We start from the raw sequence: 22944 nt of genomic DNA, 5'->3' as shown, positions 1-22944 counted from the left end.
AGAAAGGAGGAAAAGAAAATCATGTATAAATTAAACAAGAAAAATTTAGAGAAAAGATTGAATTCGCTTTTGGATTTGCTGTGGCGAAACGGAATAAGTGGATCGGAAGAAAGCGTTGATTTCATTATATTTCTGTTATTATTTAAAAAGCTGGATACTTCTCAGCCGCAAATGGAGATAACTTGGACTGAAGTAAGAGAAAGTCTCAGACACCTGCCAGTCAATTTACTGATTGATGATATCCGGAGGCAGATTGAGCAATTAGCAGGTCATGGCTTAACAGGACCCTTTTATTTGAATTCAATGGGAATGCTACTTGAAGCAATGGAATTAGTAGAGGATATTGTAAACAGTCTTCATAGTAATCAAAATTATGTATACATATTTGATATTCTTGGTTCAACTATATCCAAGCAACAAAGATTAACCGTCTTTACTCCACTGAGACTTGCGAATACCTTGGTGCGCATGAATGAAGTAAACGATTCTGATATTCTAGTAGACCCTGCTTGCGGAATGGGTAACTTTTTGATTGCTTCCTTGCCCTTCACAAGACAAATAAGAGGATTCGACAATAATGCTTTCTCGATAAGACTAACGAATGCTAAATTATATTTATGTGATTTTACAGTCTCGGAAGTTTCTTATGTAAACTCTTTGGAAAGAGGACTTGATTATGCGGAATCCCAAGCCAGTGTTATATTGACCAATCCTCCATTCTCTATGAAAATAAAAACAAAAGATCTTTCTTTCTCACTTAAATTTACTTCAAAACAAACGCAGCCTTCTGAAATTATGTTTCTTTGGAGAAGTTTGTCGATATTGAAGCCAGGTGGGAGAGGAGCAATTGTTTTGCCGGAGAGTTTTTTCTTCAGTGATATGTATGTTGAAGCAAGGCATATCTTATTTAAAGAGGCACTAGTGGACGGTGTTATTTCACTGCCACGGGGTATGTTTAAATCTTCTGCTCAATTAAAAACCTCAGTTCTTTTATTTCGAAAAAAGGAGTCTCGTACACTCAATACTGAGTATGTGTGGTTTTATGAAATGGATTCCAGCGAATTTTCTCAAACCGAAGATTATTATTCAGAAGAGGAAGATACTTATCAAACTATGCTCTCCGCTTGGTTTAGACGCAATCAGGATGCAGATCAATGGTTTAAAGCCAAGAACGAGAACTATTCTTTCCGTTCATATCCACTAAGGTCTGCTCATTCGAAGAATATTACCTTCGCATCATTTAATGAAATAGTGAATCAAAAATATCTTTTAAGCGTGACGAATTACAGCTATATAGAACCGGAACCGGATAATTATGGAGATCCACAAAATTTATTAAGTGAAGTCTTGGAATTAGAAGAGCAAATAACCGAGGAACTGCGTCATATTATAGATCAGACTCGTTGGATTGCTGACCAAAAAAATCAAGAATTTCCTGATGATAAAGGGGACGAGTTGCCTACTTCGAATGAGTCTGCCTTAAAAGAAAAATATTTTCACGAGTTAATAATTGAGATTGAACGGAAAGAGCGAAAGCAACTCATGAATATGCAACTCAAAATAATAAAAACAAATCTTGGCTGGTTCTTAAACGAGCTGGCAGATTGGCAATTAAAACTTCTTTATACGTTCTTCAAGAGTCACCAACCACTGGCTGCTCATGAAGCTGCGAAAAGAATAATTGGTGTACAATCAGCACTCCAAACCATTCTACTTTTTGAATCCTTCGGAGTTTTGGAACGCACATTAGATAAAGATATTAATATCCCCTCTTATGATGAGAAAGAAGATACCGATACCGTTTTTGATCGCCAAGGTAATCCTTTGCTTATGGATCGCTGGCAACCGGCAATATCGTATATGGAAGGTGAAAATTTGTGAAATTAAATCATATCTACGTTGAAGAATATAAACTGTTGAAAAAATTCAATATTAGTTTTCAAGAGAGTGCAAACTCACCTTACCGCGCATCCTGCCGATTTCTCATCGGCCAGAATGGTTCTGGTAAATCAGCTCTACTGGAAGTAATTAGCCTTATTTTCACCCGTATAATGCAGGATGAGTCGCCGGGTTTTAAATTTCAAATTGATTATTCTATTAGGCTTAATGGCCGTGAAACGAAAATTTCTGTATGGAATTTAGACGGTCCATTGACCTACTCTATTAATGGTGATATACAAGATATGCAAATAAGTCCATTTAGTGACAGGCAGGAATATCATCCTACTAAAATACTGGCTCAATCTACTGGCCCAAATAATATGCTAGATCAGGTTTTACTTCAAACACCGGAAGATGCTTTAATCAGTGATGTCTATGATTATGTCTCAGATCCAAAACGAGAAGTTGAAGATGCTACAGGGCTGGATCGTCTTCTCGGAAAAATTGAGAGGTTATACGAGGATCCTCGTTATTTGTTTATTAATGGTGAAACGGCACTTTATGTCATTATTACGTTGTGTGTTTTCTCAGATATCTCCGATGATACGAACTTAAACCACATCTATTCCCGTAAGAGAAAGAAGCTTTTTGACTTAATCGGGGATTTCACCCCAGTTTCCTTTTCTCTTTCGGGAAACAATGAAAAGTTCGTTACTGGTTTCGGAAAAGAGAGTGGCTCGATTGAGCGTGAATTCATGAAGTTACTTTACAGTAAACAAGAATCAGGTTCCTTACCATTATACGATTTTTTGAGTAGAACCCTTACTCAAAATAATGGTGCCATTAAGAGATCATCTCTCCAATTACCAACACATCATTATCGAAGGAATGCTATTTTCCGTTTTGACAAAAATACTAATTATACGGACTTCAACTATTTTCACAAAAACATCAGTAACGTTACAACACCACTGTCTTTTTTGTCATCTCTAATTTACGCTAAACGAATGGGACTATTGGAACATGCAGAGCTTGCTTTTAAGCTAAAAGGATCTAAAACAATATTTACCAGTGAAAATCTTAGTGATGGTGAATACTTGTGGCTTGCTCATTTAGGTATACTGCTACTTATGAGCTGTGAAGAAAACATTTTGCTTTTATTGGACGAACCTGACGTACATTTGAACGAATCTTGGAACGTAAATTTCATAAAATATCTAAACGAATTTATATCATTGGATAACTCTGTCGCTAGCCATGAAGTCGTCATTGCTACCCACTCCTCAATGATTTTGACTGATGTGGATCCACAACAACTTTACCAATTTAGATTGATTTCAGAAAATAAACAACTACGTTCAGAGATTAAGTCCACACGTATTTCTTCCTTTGGAGCTAATTTAGGGGAAATCAGTAAGCAAATTTTTGGGACTGGTGGTATTATCGGTTCGTATGCTGAAGAACTGATAGATGAAGCATTCAGATTAGCTGATGAGGAAAATAACTATGACAAACTCAAGCAACTGCAAGATATGCTGGGACCAGGATACCACTATTTCCGTGTCTCCAATCGCTTATTAGAACTGGAAGAGAAGGATTAGAACCTTATGCTGATTCGAATGAACAAATCAAAATATCATAATGAGTTCAATATAGTTTTAGAATTTTTAGATCAATTATTGGAATATTCAGTCCGTCATACAGAATTCAATGAAGTAAGTTTTCTTTCACATTTTAACGGGGGTAACACAACAGGAGCGGGCTCATGGTATCTATCTAAAAGCAAAAACAATGATGGTCCCGTGGTGTCAGGATATTTAGCATTATTCAATATATTATCTATTCCGGAACGAAGTCAAGTCCTGGATGCTTTTAGAAATGATATCTACTTTTTTAATCAGTACGATACGTCAACATTCTGCTTTCAGTCAACAAAACTCCCGACGAAACTAAAAAAGGCACTTAATGGTTTTGTCGTACCTTTTTATAGTCAAATCTTCAATAAAACAGGTTTTGACCAGATCGGAACGTTTTCCAAGAATCCTTTTAACCGCTCCTATTTCTTTGAAGGTTACCAGCTTGAAAATGTAAATGTTAAATTATGTCCTGCTTGTCTTTGTGAAATAGATATTTCGCAAAGTATGATTGCAGATTTAGACCACTATTTTCCAAAACATGAATATCCGGCTATAGCGATGCTCCCAGATAATCTCATTCCAGTTTGTTTAGCTTGTAACGAAAGGATCAAAATACAACAAGATCCACTTGATACTTCCACTCTTCCGGGAGCAATTCAAAGAGCATTCATCCCATACAAACATGAAGCCATTGACGAGATGGAGATAGATATTGAATTCGGTACACGTGATAAATTCCTTATTCAACTAAGATCCTTATCGCAAGAAGAGACGGCTATTGCCAGAGTTAAAAACTTTAATCGTATATACAATTTAAGCGGTAGGTGGCCAGGTAGGCTTGAAAATTTATATGATTCTATATTAAGTGATCTAGCAGAAGATAACCCTGAACGGGAGCATTTAGACCAATGGTTACGAAACAAATTGACTAAAATATGCATAAGCTCTGGTAAAGGGAAAAGAAAACTGCCTTTATATTATTTAAGACTAAGGTTAATTGAGATTCTATTAAACGATCCTCTAAAATTTAAAGCAGCCTTAAGAGATTTAGAAATGCGTATGTTACCAGAGGATTAATGTTAGAGAGTATCTATGGTGATTTGATAATATTGCTCACTTCTCCTGCCTATATCAAAGGTTTATCGAAGCTTGTAGCTTGATCTCTCCTCTAACAATTTCAATTTTATCTACAAGGTTCTCCTCTTAGTATCCCGATAAATACTTTATAGAAGGAAGTATCTCAGATAAATGTGACAAGGGGGCTTTAAAGTTGAATATAATCATTTTGGGTATAAGTCTGCTTGTGGAGTTCATTAATTAACACAAAAAATCATCGCCTGTAGTTAGCATTAAGGTAACGCTAACCAGTCCGTTAGTTTAATGAAACAGATTCAATATTCTACTCGACATTTACACATAATGGAACAGAGTTTATGCCTACAGAGAACGATTTGAGCCTTATCTTACCAAAGTAGCGTTTAGTCTTGATAACATTTAGATAATAATCTAATCCGCAATGACACAATGATCTTGTCCTTTTCGGCAATGGAACCAAGTTCTTGTCCTTAGCTTGGGACAAGAACTTGGTTCCATAAAACAAAAAAAGCCGCTTTAATAGCGATTTTGAATGGAACAATGTTTTTGTCCCGCGACACCAGGCTAACCTGCTCTTGTCTGAATTATTTGATAGTTAAGACAAAAAAGCGGATTTCTAAGACATCCGCTTTTTATCGTTTCAAACTTATACTTTCCACGCTGCTTCACTTTAGAGGTTACTCCAGGAGTACAGATTGAAAGTAATATCATATACCAATGGTCCCTCAGACCTTCATAATTTCTGTTCAATGATGATGTTAGTGTAATAAGATTATATGCCGAATATATTCTTGATCCCTATGAACAAAACAGGTATCAGTAAAGCTGGAATTAGGTTTATTGTTTTGAAGTTCCGAATCCCAAGAATGCTTATTCCTGCGCACAAAATTAATGTGCCCCCAACAATCGATGTTTCATTCAAGAGTTCAGGCGTGAGAAAATCGGATAAGATATTAGCCATTAGATATATTGATCCTTGCCAAAAAAACAGGAAGACTGCAGACCAAATAATTCCAATACCAAAGGTAGCTGCAAAGACAATTGAAGTTACCCCATCGAGAATCGCGTTCGTATACAAATACGTATGATTTCCCCTCATTGCACTCTCAATAGGGCCTAAAATGGACATTGTTCCTACACAGAAGAGCAATATCGCAGTGGATAGGCCTTCGGCTAGATTTCCTTTTGAGAATCTGGACACCAATTTCTTAAAGCGTTCCTCTATATTTAATTTTTGACCGATAACTCCGCCTAATGCAAGGCTAACAATGAACAACACTGGGTATTTGCTTTCTGGTAAATAACTAGCTATTGCATTAATCCCCAACGCAGCAGCTACCAAACCCATAGCCTGCATAAGAATATCTTGATAAGACTCCTTCAGCCCTTTTTTAAATACGCTTCCTGCTACACTACCAATAATAATTGTCGCTACATTAACAATTGTTCCAATCATGATCTTCTCTCCTAATATCTTTTTTTAATAGAATAAACCCTCCAGCGACTGGAGGGTCAAGATTCATTTATAGGTAGTTGTATTTCAGTGATGAATTTGGAGGTGTCTTGTGTTAGCCCATAATCGATATAAGTAATTTCGAGCGCGTTATCTGAAATGTTGAGACCTTGTTCGTCCGCATGTTTCAATAGTTCTTCATAATAGTAAGATGCTTCTGCATGTGTACCCACAAATCGAATAATCAAGTATTGTTGCTGAGGAAGAGTCTTCATTGCCATTTCAGTAAAGGCGTGTTTCTCCGGCTCTACAAAAAGGAAAATAGAATCATACTCATTAAATTTCTTTTGTTGTAAGCTCGTAAGGGATAAAGTTAATCCAACTTGACCAAGAAAGACGCTAGATTTCAAATTACTACTATTCTCTAATATACGAATCCACATTTCCAAATTATCACTATGATGAATTCTTTGTTTTAACATGACAATCTTTCGTTCAGCAAGTTGTTCTTTATGGATTTTAAAAAGATTTTTCATTTTCGATGTATGTTCAATCTGATGAATCCGGAGATTGATTTTCTTTTTGATCTGTTCAAACTCCAAAAGTTTTTGTTCTGTTTTAAATAATTGTTCCTTTAATAATGCTAATATATAATCGATGTCCCGTCGATCCACAAACTGTTTTATGTCTTTAAGCGGTATATTTAATGCTTTAAGATATAGAATGGTGTTCAAACTTTCAAATTGTTCAATAGAATAATACCGATAGCCCGTGTTTTCATCTACTAGGGCGGGCTTTAATAGATGGATTTCATCATAATAACGTAAAGTCCGGATGTCGATTTGAAAAAGCTTTGATATTTCCCCAATCAAAAACATATTGCTCATTGTGTTCTGCTCTCCCCCCATATTGTACCTTGATAATATACCTATATGAATTTCTTGATCAAGACTCTGTATAAATATTCCCAAACCTATTTCCTGATCCATATTCTTGTCAGTGTTATAACGAATAAAAAAACTTTTTTAACTCTGTATTCACAGCCTCTTGTGCTTAAAATGATTTTATCACATAAGAAAAAATAAATAAAGTTGAGTTACTTGACTTTAGACTATTATCGTCTTATATTTGTCCTTGTAAGTATCTTGCGATGGAGGTTTTAACATGACTAGACTTAATGGTAAACGAGCACTTATTACGGGTGGCACCAGTGGAATTGGCTTGGAGACAGCCAAACAATTTCTGGCTGAAGGTGCTGAATTGATTGTCACCGGAGTAACTCCGGCAAATGTAGAAAAAACGCAAAAGGAACTTGGAAATCAAGTCCTTGTGCTTCAGGCAGATTCCCGAGACCTCAATGCTCAACGCCAACTGGCTGATCGAGTTGAACAACATTTTGGCAAACTGGATATTGCCTTTTTAAACGCAGGTGTATCTGACTGGCGTCCATTCGAGCAAATCGATGAGGAAGCCTTTGACCGATTGTTTGCCATCAACGTAAAAGCTCCATTTTTCTTAATGCAGGCACTAACTTCTGTTATGGCGAACCCCTCTTCTGTCGTTCTAATGGGATCGAGCAGCTCTCATGCCGGATATGCACATTCCAACGCTTATGCGGCTACTAAAGGTGCCATTTCCACCCTGACCAAAGCCTGGAATTCCGACTTATTATCGTCTCACGGAATTCGCTTCAATACGGTGAGTCCTGGACCGATTGATACCCCGCTTTACGATAAGAACAAGCTAGGCGTGTCTGACGAAATTCGTGATATGGTTATTAACCGCATTCGTGACGGGATTCCGGCTGGACGCATGGGTACTGCCGAAGAGATTGCCAAAGCTGTTGTTTATCTGGCTTCGGATGAGTCACGCTTCACCATTGGCGTTGACTTGGTTCTGGATGGCGCTCAAACGATTCTCTAATATGTTAGCCCTATTGCTGCTTAAGCCCTCCGAGGGTGCTTAGGCAGCTTTTTCTTTTAGAACACGATCAACTGTTGTATAGTAGAGAAGAGGGTGCTATCCCTCTGATAAGACTTAAATCCAACTTTGGAGTGGAATTATGGGAACTAAATCAACTTACCATGAACGTATAAAGGAAGAAAAAAGGGCGTGCGCGATTGCCGCTGCACAAGAACTGTTTTTTGAAAAAGGGTATGCGCGGACTACTTTAGCTCAGATTTCAAAACTTGCTGGTCTCTCTACAGGTACACTTTTCAATCATTTCCCGACGAAGGAATTGATTTTTGAAACCATCGTCAAGCATTTTTGGGAGCTTGATCCCGAATGGGACTTTCCACCGGAGCTCGGTTCTCCCCTGCAAGGATTAATAAAGTTCGGACGAGACTACGCATGCGTGCTGACTCGTGATGGAATGGCTCCTTTATTCCGGGTCGTCATTGCAGAAGCCAAGCAGTTCCCCGAGCTCAGTCTTTTTCATTATGAACTGGGCGAAGGCGCCGTGCATCAGAAATTGACGCAATATTTAGTAGATGAAGTTCAATTGGGTAATATTAATCTGCCGGATGCGTCAAAAACGGCCAATGAATTTATGAGTCTAATTGCTGGGCAGGTGCTATGGCCCAAAATGTTGCTGCTTGATTTCAGTATTTCACGAGAGCAGGCTTTTCAAATAGCGGATGAGGCTGCTCATACGATTATAAACAAGTATGCTGACTAAAAAGACGAATACGAGAGATCTCCCAATATGAGACTCCCTCGTATTCGTTTATATACGTTCTTTGTAGAATGGACACCAACTTCCTTCCAATGCTGTTCTACGTCCGCAGGCTTTTGAATGCCTTCCAGCCCTTAGTTTCGGGCTAGATGTTTTTGTTTGTCAGTAAAAAGTATTTTCGTATAACTTTCCCGTATGCGCATCAAGCACTTCGGGCGTCCGCTCGTGCTCGCTACCAATCATTCGATACATTAGTTCGTACTTCGCCTCTTCCGCCCTAGCATTGTGCATCCGTTCCCATTGCAGACGCAGCTTGGCCTGTGCCGTCCATCGGAGGATGGCTGTCTGGGAATCAAATGAAGGCACGGTCTCCAGCTTGTTTAACTGTTCTGGCCTTATGGAGGGGGACATCAAACTTTTGACCCTCCCATTGGAGCGGTCAACAGCTAGTTGATAGCATTCATCCCTGACAGATACGTCTTGAACATATACACCAAAGCGAATGATTTCCAAACGATCTTCGTCGTCGGTCTCTTCAGTTAGAAGCTTGAGATACGGCAACATTTCGGCTGCTAGTCCTCGGACATAGTCCATAGCTACTTTTATACATGCGTCTCGATCCCAGGTTAATGGAGCTAGTTGATCTGGCTTACCATGCGAAACAAAGTCAATCAGTTGTCCGGTTTGGCTGTCTACTCGCGCCTTGACCGCTCCCTCCATCTGATCAGCCCAATAGGCCTTCCAAGACCGGTCATTCTTGGCTGGACGCTCTTCATTCTGTTGCTTCCACACCATCAACTTGGTGTTCGAGCCAATATTGTCGTCTTGTACTAACTGAAATTGGTAGTTGTCTACGCCAATCCACTTTTCTAGGCTTCGTGCGGGCGGGAACTCACCTGGCCACTCGTCCAGAGTTCTTGGGTCAGAGGGGACAGCTTCTGCCCTATAGGCTGTCGGAACTTCCTCCTGTGATGATGCAGTATAGATTAGTCCTCTACTTCGGGGGGCGTAAACAAGATGGACCTGATCGTCACCATCCGTGTACACGGCTTTGTCCAATACGCAATATTCCACATGTAGCAAAAAATTCGCCTTCATACACGCCATCTGTTCCTCTTCTGGTGTGATCATGGTTGGGAGTGCTGGCCCTGGAACGGTTCCGTAGTACCTAAATCCGACCACGCGACCGCTGGGGTGAACCATAATCAGGCATCCCGTCTCAGGAAGCGGCAGCCCCATCGCCTTCTGCTGTCGTGTGTACCCAAACATCCCTTCCATCCACTCCATCTCACAATACGGAAAATCACGCAGTGCGCCGGGATAATGATCTTCCAGGAATTGCTCTGCCTGCTGTTTGAGCTTCTCCTCAGATAGCCGTGTCTCGTTGTCCAATGAGGCCCAGGAAATGGCATAGTCTAGCAAGTTGCCGTCCCTGGAGAGCGTGGCAGAAACGGCGTCATCACTCCCCGTTTTAACCCATAAGAATCCCGCTTCTCCCTTCCCTGTTCCCCTCATGGTGTTCTCTTGATAGTCATTGACGATCAGATCATAATCCGGTGAAACGGCAAACTGGTGCTCTGCCTGTTGTCTTAACTGCAGGCGTAATGTATCCAGGTCTCGTTCGAGAAAATCTTGAGCCATTTCGTTGCGCAAATGTGCCAGCCCCTTCCGTAATTGTGTTTTTACAGTACCTAATGGCATATCCAGGAGATGGGCGATTTGCTGCTGGGTCAGGTCCTTCTTATATTTTAAGAACAGGAGCTGACGCAGCTTCGGATTCAGACTGGCCAATGCACGCTCCAGATCCAGGGTTTGATCGATATCATTAACGACCAATGGCTCTTGCGCCTGCGGGTCTTCGCTCAGGTGAACACGCTTGGATTTCTCCAAATGATTGAGCGCCCGGTTCACCACAATTCTGGTAAGCCAGCTCTCAAACGCTTCGGCTTGCTGCAGCGTATGCAGTGACTCATAAGCCTTAACCAGGGCATCCTGAACGATATCCTCCGCATCTTTGGACTCCCGTACATAATGGCGAGCCACTCGGTGCAGCTTATCCGTTCGATCTTTTATAAGAGAAACGAAGGCATCGTGATCTCCGTTTTGTGCGGCGTTGATTTGTTGCTGTACATCGATCATTGTCGTTCACCTCCTGTTATATAGACAGCTAACTCGGGGGTTTGGATTTAATTAATGTAACATTATTCTGGAACTGACCGATCAAATTTCTACGACACGTTATCATGTTCATGAGATCCACCATGAATCCAGCCATTTCTTTAGCAGTGTTCAACATCTATTGATCTTTGGCAAGACCTTCTGTAAAGGCACTAATATAGTATTTCGATGGTGTACCGCCTGCTCCCTTAATTGCTTTACCTGCAGGCAGTAGCCCCTTATTTCCTTCATCAACTGCTCATAATCTGCTTGAGCCTGGGCAATTGAATGCACCGTTTTCTCTACCTGTTCACGTTTTGCCATTGTCTGTTCATCTCCTTAGATTTTTTGCATGCAAAAAGGGCTCATTCCATCTTCAACAAGTGGAATAAGCCTTCTAAGTGTGGGTTCAAGTTTATAGTATCAAGGTTGTATTAGCACTGTGTACAACGTACAGTGTACGACCCATTCCTATAGAAGTGAACCCAGCAATTATAATTTAGTCAAAATTAAAGTTGTTGACTGGCAACGGGCATTAAACGGTCAGGTTAATTGAATTCGCACTTAAGAAGGAAAAATGCTGAGTTGGACACCACTGGAAATTCCGGTCAAGTGAACGTTATCAGCTGTTTCTAAATACCTCCTCAAGCATATTTAAATAACCACTCTTAATAGTCTTCTTATCTTTCAGTTTTAACAACAATTGATAAAAACCTGTTCTATAATCGGAATAGTGGGAGATGTTCGCTTTTTCCATCATTGTTGCAAATCTTTTTTCAAACTGTGGTGCATCACGCATCATATACTTGAAATTCATCACCCAGAGCTTCATCAAATGAACCCATTGGTCATTTTCAAACTGTGTTTTGTCATAGACCAAATTCTTATCACTGTTTAGGATACTGACATCATAAAATGCGAAGGGATTGTCTCCTCCAATAAATGTTGATACTAAAAATTTATCAGGCATCAGGCTGTTTGCAAAATCATACCACACCGGTTGGAACTTCGCTTTTACACTTTCGGTCACTTCGAACAATGCGATATCTGGAGTAACATCTTTAATTGTTAGCAATAAATCTACATCCGAGTAAGCGTCTGAGGTTTGTTCAACACGACTTCCAATTACATCTATTCGGGTAATAAAATCCAACCCATTTAAATGTTCTATCAACTGTTGGGTCAAACCTTCACTAGTCGACGTTCCCACTATATCCCCTCCGCTAAACTCCTGTTTGTCTTGTCTACGTTACTATATAAATAATGCTATTATAACATACTGGTCGTATCCTGAAGGATAACCTCGACAGCTTCCTTACGACGCGCCCTCATAACCTTTGCTCCAAAATACGTAAGGTGTTGGGTCATTCAGGCAGGTTCTCAGCAACAATTTGGGCAATCGCTTTATCAGACGCATTGTATTTTGACAAAAGCTAAAATGGAGGTAAAGGCATTAGAGCCCTTACCTCCTTACTATTTTGCCACTTCTATTTACATTTACTGCTGCTTGTATAGGTCTGCCTTTCCCCGGCAGGAGAGACGAAGCTTCTCCAAATCAAGCGCAGGCTCACTGGGAAACCAGAAGAATAAAGAAGTTACGCTGCTTGACGTATAGGAACCGGTCCACATCCCTAGTTTAGCCTCAATCATATTCTGCTTCAGAGCCTCCTCTTCCAGTCTGTCCGCCTTAATCCGATCGTGGATCTGTTTATAGAACACGTTGAATTTTTGCGAAAGTACCTGCTGTCTCTGCTCGTTAGCAACAGTCAGTTCTTTGGCGACCTTAGCAAGGATATCCTGCATGGATTGCATACTCATGGATAACTTGAGAATATATCCGCTCGCCCCGTACTCAAGCGCCTGCTGGGCATATTTGAACTCATTCATACAATTAAGCATAACAAACCGGCTTATCATCTCGTTAGACCGGGCATTTCTCAACAGTTCAATCCCATCCATACCGGGCACGGCGGAGATGCTCATCTGCTAGAACGTGCAATCAGCAACTTGTTGGATAATGCCGTCAGATACACGCCTGATTTCGGAGAAATTAAAATAGATTGCAGCAGCGTAACCGACCAAGTTAGGTTTGCAATCCGCGATACCGGTCCAGGATTTGCAGAGAATGAAATAGATAGGGTATTCGAACCTTTATTTCGAGGAGAGATGTCCCGGAACCGCTTGACTGGTGGCAGCGGGTCTGGGCATGACCATATCCGAACGCATCATCCGGCGGCATGGGGGCGAACTTGTGGCCGACAACAGTAACCTCGGCGGAGCGCTCTTGTCGGGATGGATTCCATCCGTGAAAGATTCGAGTAGGAGGTAATTTTGCATGTGAAAAATTAAAAGAGGGTATTAATTATCCTTTAAAATTATTCTTTCCGACACTATAAAAGGTAATCCCTTTTTTATATATTGTTCTGCTGAAAGAGAACTATTATTTTCCAATCCACAGATGCTCCATAAATTCCCCAACTAAAAATAGTTGAAACAATTTTCAAATCTTCCGAACTCATATTATGTTGTTGTTTTAATAATAGAGAATGAAATAATTCTCCCAATTCTTTTTTTATTTTCTGTTCAATTATTGAATTAAAGGGTTCCATACTCTTTCTACATTGTGGGCGATATATTCTGTTTTTTTTGTATGAAACTCAGTTAATGTTAAAAAGATAGGATGTCATAATCTAGTTGAATCACGAAGCGGGAGCATTCGATACTCAGCTAATGATGAAGCAGCTCCACTTCCTTATCCAATGCATTATAGGTCTCACCTTTGTCCAGAGCTAGCCGATAATAACGTGCGGACAATTTGGAGATTCGTTCAGTCTCCTGGGCCTTCTCCTTTCGTGCATTCCATGAGATCAGCACCAGCGTATTATATAGAAAATGCTGACGCAAAGGCCCCAGCTCCGCTTTACGTTTGAGTTGTTCGATCTCTCAAATCGTTTGAATCGAATCATCGATTCTGCCCATCATGCGTTATCTCCTACCATTGTTCAATATTATTTCAAAGGAATAATATAAAAGGTTATGTTGGAAAGTTGATTAACTAACCTGCCATTTACCAATTTATCGGAAAATTCCTTCAGTTTCACTCAGTATTAGTACCATTTTGCTGTATTTATATTGTTCGACATGAATCCTTTTGTAATCACAGTCGCTAATAAAAAAATAAAACAAATTCATTACTCCGAGTAATACAGTGCTTAGTAAACAAAACAATATAATCTTATTCTTCAAAGACAGACCCTCCATTTAACTATTCCATAAGAATGAGACCTTCTTCCTTTTGTTATAGTTCTAATAGAAATATGATTGAATTGCGGTCAGGATAATCATATTTAATTGGCAAATCCTCTTTGTCAATCTCTTTAAATCCAACCTTTTTATAGAAACCGTGAGACCGAGTTGCTTTAGATGGGGTATCTAAAATGATCTTTGAAAAACCTTGTTCCTTAGCAAAACCAAGCAGAACTTCATAAAGCTTTTTTCCTATCCCAAATTCTTTGCCTCGATAGTCTTTATAAACAAAAAATTTCTTTAATACAGCAACCTCGTTATTTTTCTTTTGCAAACCAATTGAACCTACGACCTCTCCGTTATCATTTAAGGCTATCCAAAAATTACCGCCATCATTTATATAATTTGAATGAATGTCTAGAATGTCTGGTTGTTCTTTAACACTTATACCCACTTCATATTCGACATTCTGTACATGCAATATTAATTTAATGATTTCTTCTTTATATCTATCATTGTAAACTGTAATCATTTATTAACTCCCCCAACCGTTTTATTAAATGAATGCTATTATAGTGACCGTATTTGCCAAATTTCCTTAAGATTAACCCGAAACTAATGATTAGTAAAATTGAATTTATAGAAGTTATCCATTGATTTTTTTGATACTATAGAGTGAGATTGCATGGAAAGTTGGTGAACTGATGGAAATACGTCATTTTATTACATTTAGAAAAGTTATTCAATTGGGCAGCTTTACACAAGCAGCAGAACATTTAGGTTACACTCAATCCACTGTCACTTCTCATATTCAAGCACTTGAAGAACATTTGGGTGCATCTCTATTTGATCGAATGGGTCGAAAGGTAAGATTGACTGATATAGGCAAGAAATTATTGCACTATACTCAAGAAATTCTGGATACTTACGAGAAAATCGAAAGCATTACAAATGATGGTGATGATATAAGAGGCGAGTTAAGGATTGCGGCTCCTGAATCTTTAACGGTTTATCGACTTGAACCTATATTAAGAGAATATAGAAATAAGTTCCCCCATGTGAGCATCATTTTAAGTAACGCTACTTGCGGAGATAACAAGAGAGCAATACTTCATGGAAGTGCAGATATTGCATTTCTTATGATGCCAACGTTTCAGGATTCAGATTTCATCGTACATTCTTTAATGGACGAGCCTATTGTCCTTGTTGGAAGTCATGACAACCCGCTGAATGTTTTAGATCAAAGCTATGAAAACCAAAAGTTAAACGAGTGTCTGATCACGAATGAGAAAGAATGCAGTTATCGAACCATGTTTGAAGGATATCTTCGAGAAAGAGGAATCGTACTTTCCAACACGATGGAACTTTGGAGTATTGAGGCGATAAAACGTTGCGTAATGAGTGGGCTGGGTATTGCTTGTTTACCATTAATAACTGTAAATAATGAAATCAAGGATGGAAGATTAAAAGTTATTCCTTGCGAAGGTGATCATAAACCGATCTCAGCCCAAATGGTTTATCATAAAAACAAGTGGGTTTCCCCCGCTCTATCAAAGTTTATTGATATAACATTGAAACACACAAGAGACTGGTCATATGAGTAAATTATTTATTAAGGCAACCGGAGGGCTTAGTTCCATTTTCTCCTCTATACTAGCAGCAAATACTTATTTTTTGAGGACTTTACGCCATGATATCCTACATGATGACATTGTGAATATGTGGGCAAAATAGATTAGGTTTTCATCTAATCTGTAACACGGCCTCTCCTTGTCTATGTTAAATGCTTATTGATAACATAAAAGGAAGAAATCCTGCAGTCATTTCCCAAAGCATACAGGGTGATGGCTGTACATTTCTTTCTTCCGATGTCTTATTGATGTTCAGGATGATAAGTTGATGGTTTCTCCAGGTTTAAGGACGACCCCTACTCCTTCCTTAAGGAGCGAGGCGAAGTACTGCGGGTCTTGTTGAATGAACGGGAACGTGTTGAAGTGGATCGGCACAACTTGTTTGGCTTGAAGCCAATCTGTGGCTACGGCTGCGTCTTCCGGTCCCATCGTATGGTTGTCTCCAATCGGGATAAAAGCCAGATCAATGTCGTTGCGTTCCCCTATCACTTTCATGTCGTAGAAAAGGCCCGTGTCACCTGCATGGTATATCGTTTTCCCTTCGGCTGTGAACAGAATTCCGGTAGGCATTCCCGTGTAGATGATGGTTCGGGTCTCCGGGTTAATATAACTAGAGCTATGGAAAGCCTGAGTCAGCTTCACTTTTCCAAAGTCGAAGGTGTACGCACCGCCTATACTCATGGCATGGGTTCTTACCCCTTCCCATCCGAGCACATCTGCCAGCTCTGCCGAGGCAACGACCAATGCGTTGTTTCGTTTCGCGATGTCTACCGTATCTCCTACATGATCCCCGTGACCGTGGGTCAACAGGATTACGTCTGCATGTATACTGGCCGCGTCCAGATCGGTACTTGCGTTGCCTGTAATAAAGGGATCAATCAGGATGGTAGTGCCGTTTGTTTCGATTTTCACAACAGAATGTCCATGATAGGATACTTTCATTTTTATTCCCCCTTTGATCGAATTGCTGATGTCGGGTTTCTTCGGATTAACGTGAGGTAACAAATAACTGCGGCGGTCCGGCTGCCAATTGCCCGAACGAGAGTCCCAACATACATGCAGTCAAGCTAATCTGGGCCATAGAAGGTGATGTCTGCAAATCGCTGGCTAGTGCCGGCAGCGCGGGCAAATACATGTCCAGGGAGAACGGGGCGAGCGAAGCCAAGGCACCCAATATGAGCGCCGCCCCTGCTCTTTTACCTGCCTTCAGCCCTGCTTGAATTCACCAAATATGCCTTCGATACGAAAGCACATGAACACCTCCATGAGCGCCCATCCAATGCTCGTATCTCGGAAGCTATGGATGGGCAGAATGTTGCGAAGCATATCCAGTTTGTTAGCTAAATGTAGTCTTAAAAGTTTTTGGCGGCTATGCGTGCTTTCTCAATCGCATCGGCTTTGATTTGTGGAGCGCGATCTCCTGCAGTGGATACGCCTTCTATAAACAGATTATCGAAGTCGGTAATGCCTACGAAGTTCAGGACGGTTTTCAAATGACGGCTGCTGTTCTCCCGATCCGCCACAGGTCCTTCCGAGTAAAGGCCGCCGGTAGCTTGGATATGGAAGGCTTTTTTGTTTTCAAGCAGGCCAACGGGACCGTTCTCTGTGTATTTAAAGGTTTTAGCTCTGACGCAGAAGGAATCAATGTATGCCTTCATTACCGGAGGGTAGGAGAAGTTCCACATCGGTGTTACGAACACATACTTGTCTGCAGCAACGAATTCATCAAGTAATGTATTCAGCTGAGCCAATTTTTGTTGTTGTGCGGCAGTCAATTGATCGAACGAACCACCATTCTGAAGGGTTCCCCATGCTTCCCATACGTCAACGTCAATGTGGGGAATGTCGCGTTGATACAAGTCTACATGGACTACTTCATCTCCCGGATTATTCTCTTTGTAAGCTTGTACGAATTGCTCTCCGACGGAAAGGCTGTAAGATGCTTTAAGGTTGCCGGGATGGGCAGTAATATAAAGTAAAGTTGCCATAATTAAAACTTCCTCTCTAAATAAGTATAGTTTGTGAATTACACGATGAACGGAGCGATGCCGTTACCGTAAGACCAGTTTTCTTTGGTGACCTCAACCAGATTGATGAACACATCTTCCATTCTAATGTCGCACTGCTGATGCAGTTGCTCGGCTAAAGCCTCATAGAACTCTTTCTTCACTTCGGCTGACCGGCCGGCATTTAGAGTGATCTGTACGATTAGAAAACCGTCACTTCTATCAATGTCCAGGCAATTCGGATCAAAGCTGAAATTCTCACGGTCAAGTTCTTCTATAATCAGAAAGCGATCGTTCTGGGGGACGTGCAGCTTGTCTACAATCGTCTGCAAGATGACCTCGCCAATAAGGGCTTTCTCTTCGCTGGAGCGACCTTTCAATGTGGTAATGCGAGTCAATGGCATGTGTGTTACCTCCTTGTTATTGTTACTGTTATTGTTGATATGGCTAATTATATCTGTTAGAATCCAGAACACGAATGTACATGAGTTCGGGTTTGTTCGTGTGGAGCAGCGGAAACTATGGAATTCAGGTGATAGGATGGAAGACGGGAAATTGTCAAAAGATTGGCCTCATGAATGGATCAAAAAAATTCGTTCAAGACCTGCCAGGCACGGCTTATCCAAGCGGATGCGGCAAGTGGACTTGGCACGGCGGATCGGCGTTGATCCGCGAACCGTGCAGCAATGGGAGAATGGAGACCGGCTCCCAAGTGTGGGCAGTCTCAAAGGAATGATCCAAGCGTTTTGCGAAGAAGGACTTCTCTTGGAAGCAGATCCGCGTCAAGAGGCGGAGGATCTCTGGGATACTGTAAAGCGCTTCTCGGAAGCACGATCAGCGACCTCGCGGGAGTTTCCGGATTTCGACGCTGCCTGGTTCGACACATTGGTTACTCTGGAAGGGATAACACCGAAACCAACAATTATCACACCGCGTGCTTCAATCGCGTCAACACAACAACTGCCAAAGCTCCCTACACCCTTCGTTGGACGAAGTCTGGCCATGTCTGACTTGGAGGAACGGCTGAATACTCACTCCTTGGTCTCTGTCGTGGGCCCCGGAGGAATAGGCAAGACGTCTCTTGCTCTTCAGGTGGCTTCAACGCTTGGGGGGACGTACCCGCAAGGGATATGGATGTTTGAGTTCGGCTCTATCATACAACCGCAAGACTTGGGCCAGTTGCTACTGTCGACACTAAGGCTGCAGAACCAAGCACAACGAACCGACCTTCAAACGATACTGGAGGCCTTGTCCGACCAGAAAATGCTCTTTATTTTTGATAACTGCGAACATGTCATTGACGCAAGCGCGTCTTTGGTTGAATCACTTCTTGCATTCGCGCCTGGGCTGACAATCCTCACCACCAGCCGGGAACCGCTCAATATCCCGGGGGAACTTGTCTACCGGCTTCCTCCGTTATCTTTTCCTGCGGATGAGCAAGTACTAGAGGAAATACCTGAACAAGAGATTATAGCCTTTGAATCCGTGCAGCTGTTTTTGGAGCGGGCGCATAGTACTGCGCCCCAGTTTCAGCCCACGTTGCCCAATCTTAGGCTTGTTGGCGCTATTTGCAAGAAGCTGGAGGGAATCCCGTTAGCCATTGAGTTAGCAGTTGCCCGAATGAACATGCTGACACTGGAACAAATCAAGGAACGTCTGGGAAAACTGTTGACTTTGCTGACAGCAGGCAAACGAACGGCTGCGACCCGGCAGCAAACGCTCAAATCCACAATAAATTGGAGTTATGAATTGCTGACTGGCAAGGAACGTCTGCTGTTGAGGCGTCTTAGCGTATTTGCGGGAGGGTTTACTTTGGAGGCGGTGGAAGAGATCTGCATCTGTGAGCCTGGAATGTCAGAGCAGCAAGATCGCATCGCCCGCGAAGACGTGCTCGACCTGTTATCCGGCCTGGTCAACAAGTCTCTCGTATCTATTGAGATCAGCGAGGATTACCGCTTCCTCCGCTATTTCATACTGGAAGCTATCAAGGAATACGCAGGCGAGAAGCTGCAGAACGAAACTGACAAACGTAAGAGCCACCAGCTTTCTGAACGCCATGTTCGTTATTACAGTCAATGTTTGGTCCGTGCGGAGCCCAAGTTCAGGACTCGTGAACGCGAAGCGTGTATTGATGAAGTACGGCGGGAATATGCGAATCTTCGTTCTGCCCTGGAATGGTCATACTCCAATCCGCATGCCCATTCATTCGGGCTTCACATGGTCTCGAACCTCTATTGGTTTTGGCTGCACGAAGGCAGGCTGAAGGAAGGAATGTTCTGGCTGGATCGCTTTCTGGATAACGAAACACATGAAGGACAGCCTGGCACCGATTCCGCAAAGGCTTTACATGGAAGTGGTGTCATTCAATTTATCCGTGGAGATGTTGAAGGTGCCATGAATTCGGCGATCAGAAGCGTGGATCTCGCTCGCGATTTGGGAGAAAGCTCTCTCCTTGCCTCCTCCCTTCGGCTGCTCGCGTTTCTTCACATCAAACAGAAACGCCTTGGGGAAGCCGAACCATTGGTACAGATGAGCGTTGATATTGCTAGAACGAAGGGCGATTTGTGGAATTTAGCTTCCTCATTGCATGCTTACGGTAAGCTCCGATTAGGGCAGAATAATTATCTTGAAGCGTCTAAGCTCCTGAATGAGAGTGTACATTTCTTCGAAGCCGTCCAGGATCAATGGGAAGTATCCGGTCCGTACGAAAGTCTGGGGTATTCCGCCCTGAAGCTTGAGCAGATTGCGGATTCTATTGAATATTTTAAAAAATGCATCGCCGCAAGCCAGATCTACAGAGGTTCTTGGATTCTATCGCGCGGTATTGAAGGATTAGCCATTGCGTTGTGTGCTAAGAAAGACTTCACCGAAGCTGCGATCCTTCTCGGAGCTGCTGAGAAAGGCCGCCAAAACTCTGGCGGGGAGGACATGCCCAATTTTCCCGCAGAGCATGAAGAGGTCATTTTTGATCTTCAGCATGTTTTTTCTGAGCAGGAATTGCAGGAATTGTGGAGTAAAGGCACATCAATGACACGATCACAGGTGCTTGCGTATTCACTGGAAATTTAGACGATAAGCAATAATAAGTGGCGACTGTTTTCTGAAGATCAAAATAAAACGGTCGTCCACTTTCGCTATAGTTAGAGCAAGTATCTTTAGTAAATACAAAAAAAATCATTATTCAAGCAAAATCTTATATTCTTATGCTTTTTTCTCGCCCCAAGATCACCATTATGCTACTATTTAGATAATCACCTAATTTGAAATGCAACAAGGTTCTTGTCCTTTTCGGCAAAGGAACCAAGTTCTTATCCTCCGCTTGGGACAAGAACTTGGTTCCTTAAATAAAAAAGCCGCTAAAATAGCGACTTCAATGGAAATATGTTCTTGTCTCTCGGCAATATGACTTTTAATTTGAGTTCTCTGGTTCTTCCATAGCTTCCATAGGCACATCCTCAGTCCTCTGTATATCCACTTATTCATGTCCCGGAACAGAATAAAAAGCTTTAGATACAGATTCCGTAGCTTTATCAATAAAAGCTGCAATTTTACTGGGGCTTTCCTTCAGACCACTACTCACCCACTTTTTAATAATAGCTATACTGCCATGAGCGGTGAACGTATACCAGGACTCAAATAATTGTGGATCAAAATATTTTAATTCCGTCTTCCATCGTTCAATAGTTAAATCGTGACTGATATAAAGGATTCGTTCTAATAATTCTTTATCGCCATGCTCTGAGAACAAAACCTCACATATCGTTTTATTCGCTTTTATATACTTACATAATTCATAAGATAGCGTTTGAGGGTTTGAAGAACTCATCCCAACTTGCTTAATGTCTTCGTAAAGATCATTTTCAATCGTTGAAAGAAGCTCAAACTGATTAGCATAGTGTGTATAAAAGGTGTTGCGATTAATCCTTGCTTCTCTGCAAATGTCGGTCACTGTAACTTTATTGATAGACCGTTCTGTCATAAGCTTCAACAGGCTTTCTTTGATAACCATTTTTGTATATCTCACTCTGTGATCTGTTTTTTTGTCTGCCATAATATCCTCCCAATTTAAAATAATGAACAAATCTAAGGTGGTTTGTATGATAACTAACATATCTCAATCGAACAGCCTGTTGTTTAAGTAACACAGTGAAATTATAATTTATTTGAACGTTCAATTCTATTTTTAAACTTTTAAATGGAGGTAAAATATGGGTGATATAACTGTAGTGCCTGTATGGATAATTCAAGATATTATAGTCTTAATTGCTGCTGTTCTAATGGTCTTCTATATCCTTGATAAGGAAACACATCCCAAAACGGTTTTACTGCAGTTTATAGGTTTTGTGTTTTTTTACGCAGCCGTTTTTGAAATTACTGCTTCATCGCTTGGGGAAGGTTTTTACGCCTATGGGCGGAGTATTTTAATGTTATTTAATATACCGATTACTGTCCCTATTATTGAGTTTCTAATCATTTATTCAACTTTGCGTGTTCTAAAGTCTGTAAATATACCGTCCTGGACTAAACCATTTATTACGGGATTGAGCGCTATGGTTTTTGACTTTTCATTGGACCCGGTGGCTGTTAAACAGATATTTCAGACTACAGATGGACTCATGGCAAGATGGACTTATTATCCGCTAGCCGGTGAGCCTCAAATCTATGGGGAACCTGTGATGAATTTTACAGGATGGATTTATATAGCGGGATATTGGACCATCTTTATTCTAATTGGTGAATGGTGGCATAAAAAGAAAGGCTACAGTAAATCAATTGGTTATATCTATCCGTTTCTGGCGGCCATTCTGTCATTAGCGTGTATGTTCTCACCTTTATCTAACTTCTTTAATTATATGGGGCCGTTCTTCGAAAGAACCTCTAATATGCAATGGGTGATGTTGATTACACTTTCTGTAATTACAATCGGAATTTTAGCATTAGCTTTTATAAAGTTTTGGGACCGGAAGGTTAATTATTCAATCACTCCAAAAAAAAGATTTTCCTATCATGTTTACTTTTGTGGGGTTCCCCCTGGTCAATACTATATTTTGCATTATAGGAGGTTTCACGGAAGTGTTGTGGCTGGTCGCTCTGGCCCAGATCTTATTATTGCTAGGCTGGATTGGAATTTACATTATGGGTAAAAAAGCAAGTCCAATCA

General features: G+C 41.1%; 20 protein-coding genes and 2 pseudogenes. 9 read left to right on the top strand and 13 right to left on the bottom strand.

What is annotated here, in order from left to right; genetic code table 11:
- The first annotated feature begins 21 nt into the window (after positions 1 to 21).
- Genes MKY87_RS02090 through MKY87_RS02080 form a run of 3 tightly spaced genes read left to right on the top strand, consistent with a single transcriptional unit; the run spans position 22 to position 4595 of the window.
- Positions 22 to 1881, top strand: coding sequence for an HsdM family class I SAM-dependent methyltransferase (locus MKY87_RS02090; protein ID WP_340962700.1), 1860 nt, complete (start codon positions 22 to 24; stop codon positions 1879 to 1881).
- Positions 1878 to 3482: an AAA family ATPase gene (locus MKY87_RS02085; protein ID WP_340962698.1), complete on the top strand. Its 1605-nt coding sequence runs from the start codon at positions 1878 to 1880 to the stop codon at positions 3480 to 3482. Before MKY87_RS02090 ends, MKY87_RS02085 begins: the two co-directional genes overlap by 4 nt.
- 18 nt (positions 3483 to 3500) lie before the next feature.
- On the top strand, positions 3501 to 4595 hold the full coding sequence (locus MKY87_RS02080; protein ID WP_340962696.1) for a hypothetical protein: 1095 nt from the start codon (positions 3501 to 3503) through the stop codon (positions 4593 to 4595).
- Positions 4596 to 5385: 790 nt separating this feature from the next.
- On the opposite strand, the gene MKY87_RS02075 is transcribed toward MKY87_RS02080, so the two are convergent.
- Both MKY87_RS02075 and MKY87_RS02070 read right to left on the bottom strand, forming a co-directional pair.
- The gene (locus tag MKY87_RS02075; protein ID WP_340962695.1) at positions 5386 to 6069 is read right to left on the bottom strand and encodes a DUF554 domain-containing protein; all 684 of its coding nucleotides are present in this window, start codon (positions 6067 to 6069) and stop codon (positions 5386 to 5388) included.
- A 56-nt stretch (positions 6070 to 6125) separates the two neighbouring features.
- Positions 6126 to 7055, bottom strand: a complete 930-nt coding sequence (locus MKY87_RS02070) for a MerR family transcriptional regulator (protein WP_340962694.1) — start codon at positions 7053 to 7055, stop codon at positions 6126 to 6128.
- 175 nt (positions 7056 to 7230) lie between these two features.
- Between MKY87_RS02070 and MKY87_RS02065 the strand changes: the two genes are divergently transcribed.
- Together MKY87_RS02065 and MKY87_RS02060 are read left to right on the top strand one after the other, a co-directional pair.
- Complete coding sequence (locus MKY87_RS02065) at positions 7231 to 7989, top strand: SDR family oxidoreductase (RefSeq protein ID WP_340962692.1); 759 nt, start codon at positions 7231 to 7233, stop codon at positions 7987 to 7989.
- 139 nt (positions 7990 to 8128) lie between these two features.
- A complete protein-coding gene (locus MKY87_RS02060) occupies positions 8129 to 8746 on the top strand; it encodes a TetR/AcrR family transcriptional regulator (protein ID WP_091029717.1) in 618 nt (205 codons plus the stop codon).
- 159 nt (positions 8747 to 8905) lie between these two features.
- Here MKY87_RS02060 and MKY87_RS02055 read toward each other — a convergent pair whose 3' ends face one another.
- The 4 genes from MKY87_RS02055 to MKY87_RS02040 form a co-directional block, all read right to left on the bottom strand.
- On the bottom strand, positions 8906 to 10882 hold the full coding sequence (locus tag MKY87_RS02055; RefSeq protein WP_340962691.1) for a sigma-70 family RNA polymerase sigma factor: 1977 nt from the start codon (positions 10880 to 10882) through the stop codon (positions 8906 to 8908).
- A 150-nt stretch (positions 10883 to 11032) separates the two neighbouring features.
- Complete coding sequence (locus MKY87_RS02050) at positions 11033 to 11224, bottom strand: hypothetical protein (RefSeq protein WP_340962690.1); 192 nt, start codon at positions 11222 to 11224, stop codon at positions 11033 to 11035.
- 298 nt (positions 11225 to 11522) lie between these two features.
- Entirely contained in the window at positions 11523 to 12110 is a 588-nt protein-coding gene (locus tag MKY87_RS02045; protein WP_340962689.1) for a hypothetical protein, read from the bottom strand.
- 287 nt (positions 12111 to 12397) lie between these two features.
- On the bottom strand, positions 12398 to 12787 hold the full coding sequence (locus MKY87_RS02040) for a hypothetical protein (protein ID WP_165980189.1): 390 nt from the start codon (positions 12785 to 12787) through the stop codon (positions 12398 to 12400).
- An 84-nt stretch (positions 12788 to 12871) separates the two neighbouring features.
- Here MKY87_RS02040 and MKY87_RS02035 point away from each other — a divergent pair.
- Positions 12872 to 13229: pseudogene (locus tag MKY87_RS02035) on the top strand (sensor histidine kinase); the annotation flags it as partial.
- 398 nt (positions 13230 to 13627) lie between these two features.
- Here MKY87_RS02035 and MKY87_RS02030 read toward each other — a convergent pair.
- Positions 13628 to 13804 (bottom strand): sensor histidine kinase, encoded by a 177-nt coding sequence (locus MKY87_RS02030; RefSeq protein WP_340962687.1) that lies wholly within the window; start codon positions 13802 to 13804, stop codon positions 13628 to 13630.
- Between the two features lie 394 nt (positions 13805 to 14198).
- A complete protein-coding gene (locus MKY87_RS02025; RefSeq protein ID WP_133385015.1) occupies positions 14199 to 14678 on the bottom strand; it encodes a GNAT family N-acetyltransferase in 480 nt (159 codons plus the stop codon).
- Positions 14679 to 14850: 172 nt separating this feature from the next.
- Between MKY87_RS02025 and MKY87_RS02020 the strand changes: the two genes are divergently transcribed.
- Entirely contained in the window at positions 14851 to 15750 is a 900-nt protein-coding gene (locus MKY87_RS02020) for a LysR family transcriptional regulator (RefSeq protein WP_340013105.1), read from the top strand.
- A 279-nt stretch (positions 15751 to 16029) separates the two neighbouring features.
- Here the strand turns inward: MKY87_RS02020 and MKY87_RS02015 are convergent, their stop codons facing one another.
- From MKY87_RS02015 to MKY87_RS02000, 4 genes and pseudogenes are all read right to left on the bottom strand, one after another.
- Positions 16030 to 16719 carry a metal-dependent hydrolase gene (locus MKY87_RS02015; protein ID WP_340962684.1) on the bottom strand — a complete coding sequence of 230 codons (690 nt, stop codon included), beginning with the start codon at positions 16717 to 16719 and terminating at the stop codon, positions 16030 to 16032.
- Between the two features lie 73 nt (positions 16720 to 16792).
- Positions 16793 to 16999: pseudogene (locus tag MKY87_RS02010) on the bottom strand (MFS transporter); the annotation flags it as partial.
- Between the two features lie 130 nt (positions 17000 to 17129).
- A complete protein-coding gene (locus MKY87_RS02005) occupies positions 17130 to 17765 on the bottom strand; it encodes an FMN-dependent NADH-azoreductase (protein WP_340962683.1) in 636 nt (211 codons plus the stop codon).
- Positions 17766 to 17803: 38 nt separating this feature from the next.
- On the bottom strand, positions 17804 to 18187 hold the full coding sequence (locus MKY87_RS02000; RefSeq protein WP_340962682.1) for a tautomerase family protein: 384 nt from the start codon (positions 18185 to 18187) through the stop codon (positions 17804 to 17806).
- Positions 18188 to 18323: 136 nt separating this feature from the next.
- Here MKY87_RS02000 and MKY87_RS01995 point away from each other — a divergent pair, with 136 nt between their 5' ends.
- Positions 18324 to 20852, top strand: a complete 2529-nt coding sequence (locus tag MKY87_RS01995; RefSeq protein WP_340962681.1) for a tetratricopeptide repeat protein — start codon at positions 18324 to 18326, stop codon at positions 20850 to 20852.
- Between the two features lie 406 nt (positions 20853 to 21258).
- Here the strand turns inward: MKY87_RS01995 and MKY87_RS01990 are convergent, their stop codons facing one another.
- Positions 21259 to 21834: a TetR/AcrR family transcriptional regulator gene (locus tag MKY87_RS01990; RefSeq protein ID WP_340962679.1), complete on the bottom strand. Its 576-nt coding sequence runs from the start codon at positions 21832 to 21834 to the stop codon at positions 21259 to 21261.
- Positions 21835 to 21991: 157 nt separating this feature from the next.
- Here MKY87_RS01990 and MKY87_RS01985 point away from each other — a divergent pair, with 157 nt between their 5' ends.
- Positions 21992 to 22927, top strand: coding sequence for a carotenoid biosynthesis protein (locus MKY87_RS01985; RefSeq protein ID WP_340962678.1), 936 nt, complete (start codon positions 21992 to 21994; stop codon positions 22925 to 22927).
- Positions 22928 to 22944: the final 17 nt, after the last annotated feature.

The sequence above is a fragment of the Paenibacillus sp. FSL R7-0198 genome (assembly GCF_038000415.1).
GTDB lineage: Bacteria > Bacillota > Bacilli > Paenibacillales > Paenibacillaceae > Paenibacillus.
Note: the sequence above shows the minus strand (reverse complement) of the source record. Positions and strands in the feature narration are given on the sequence as shown.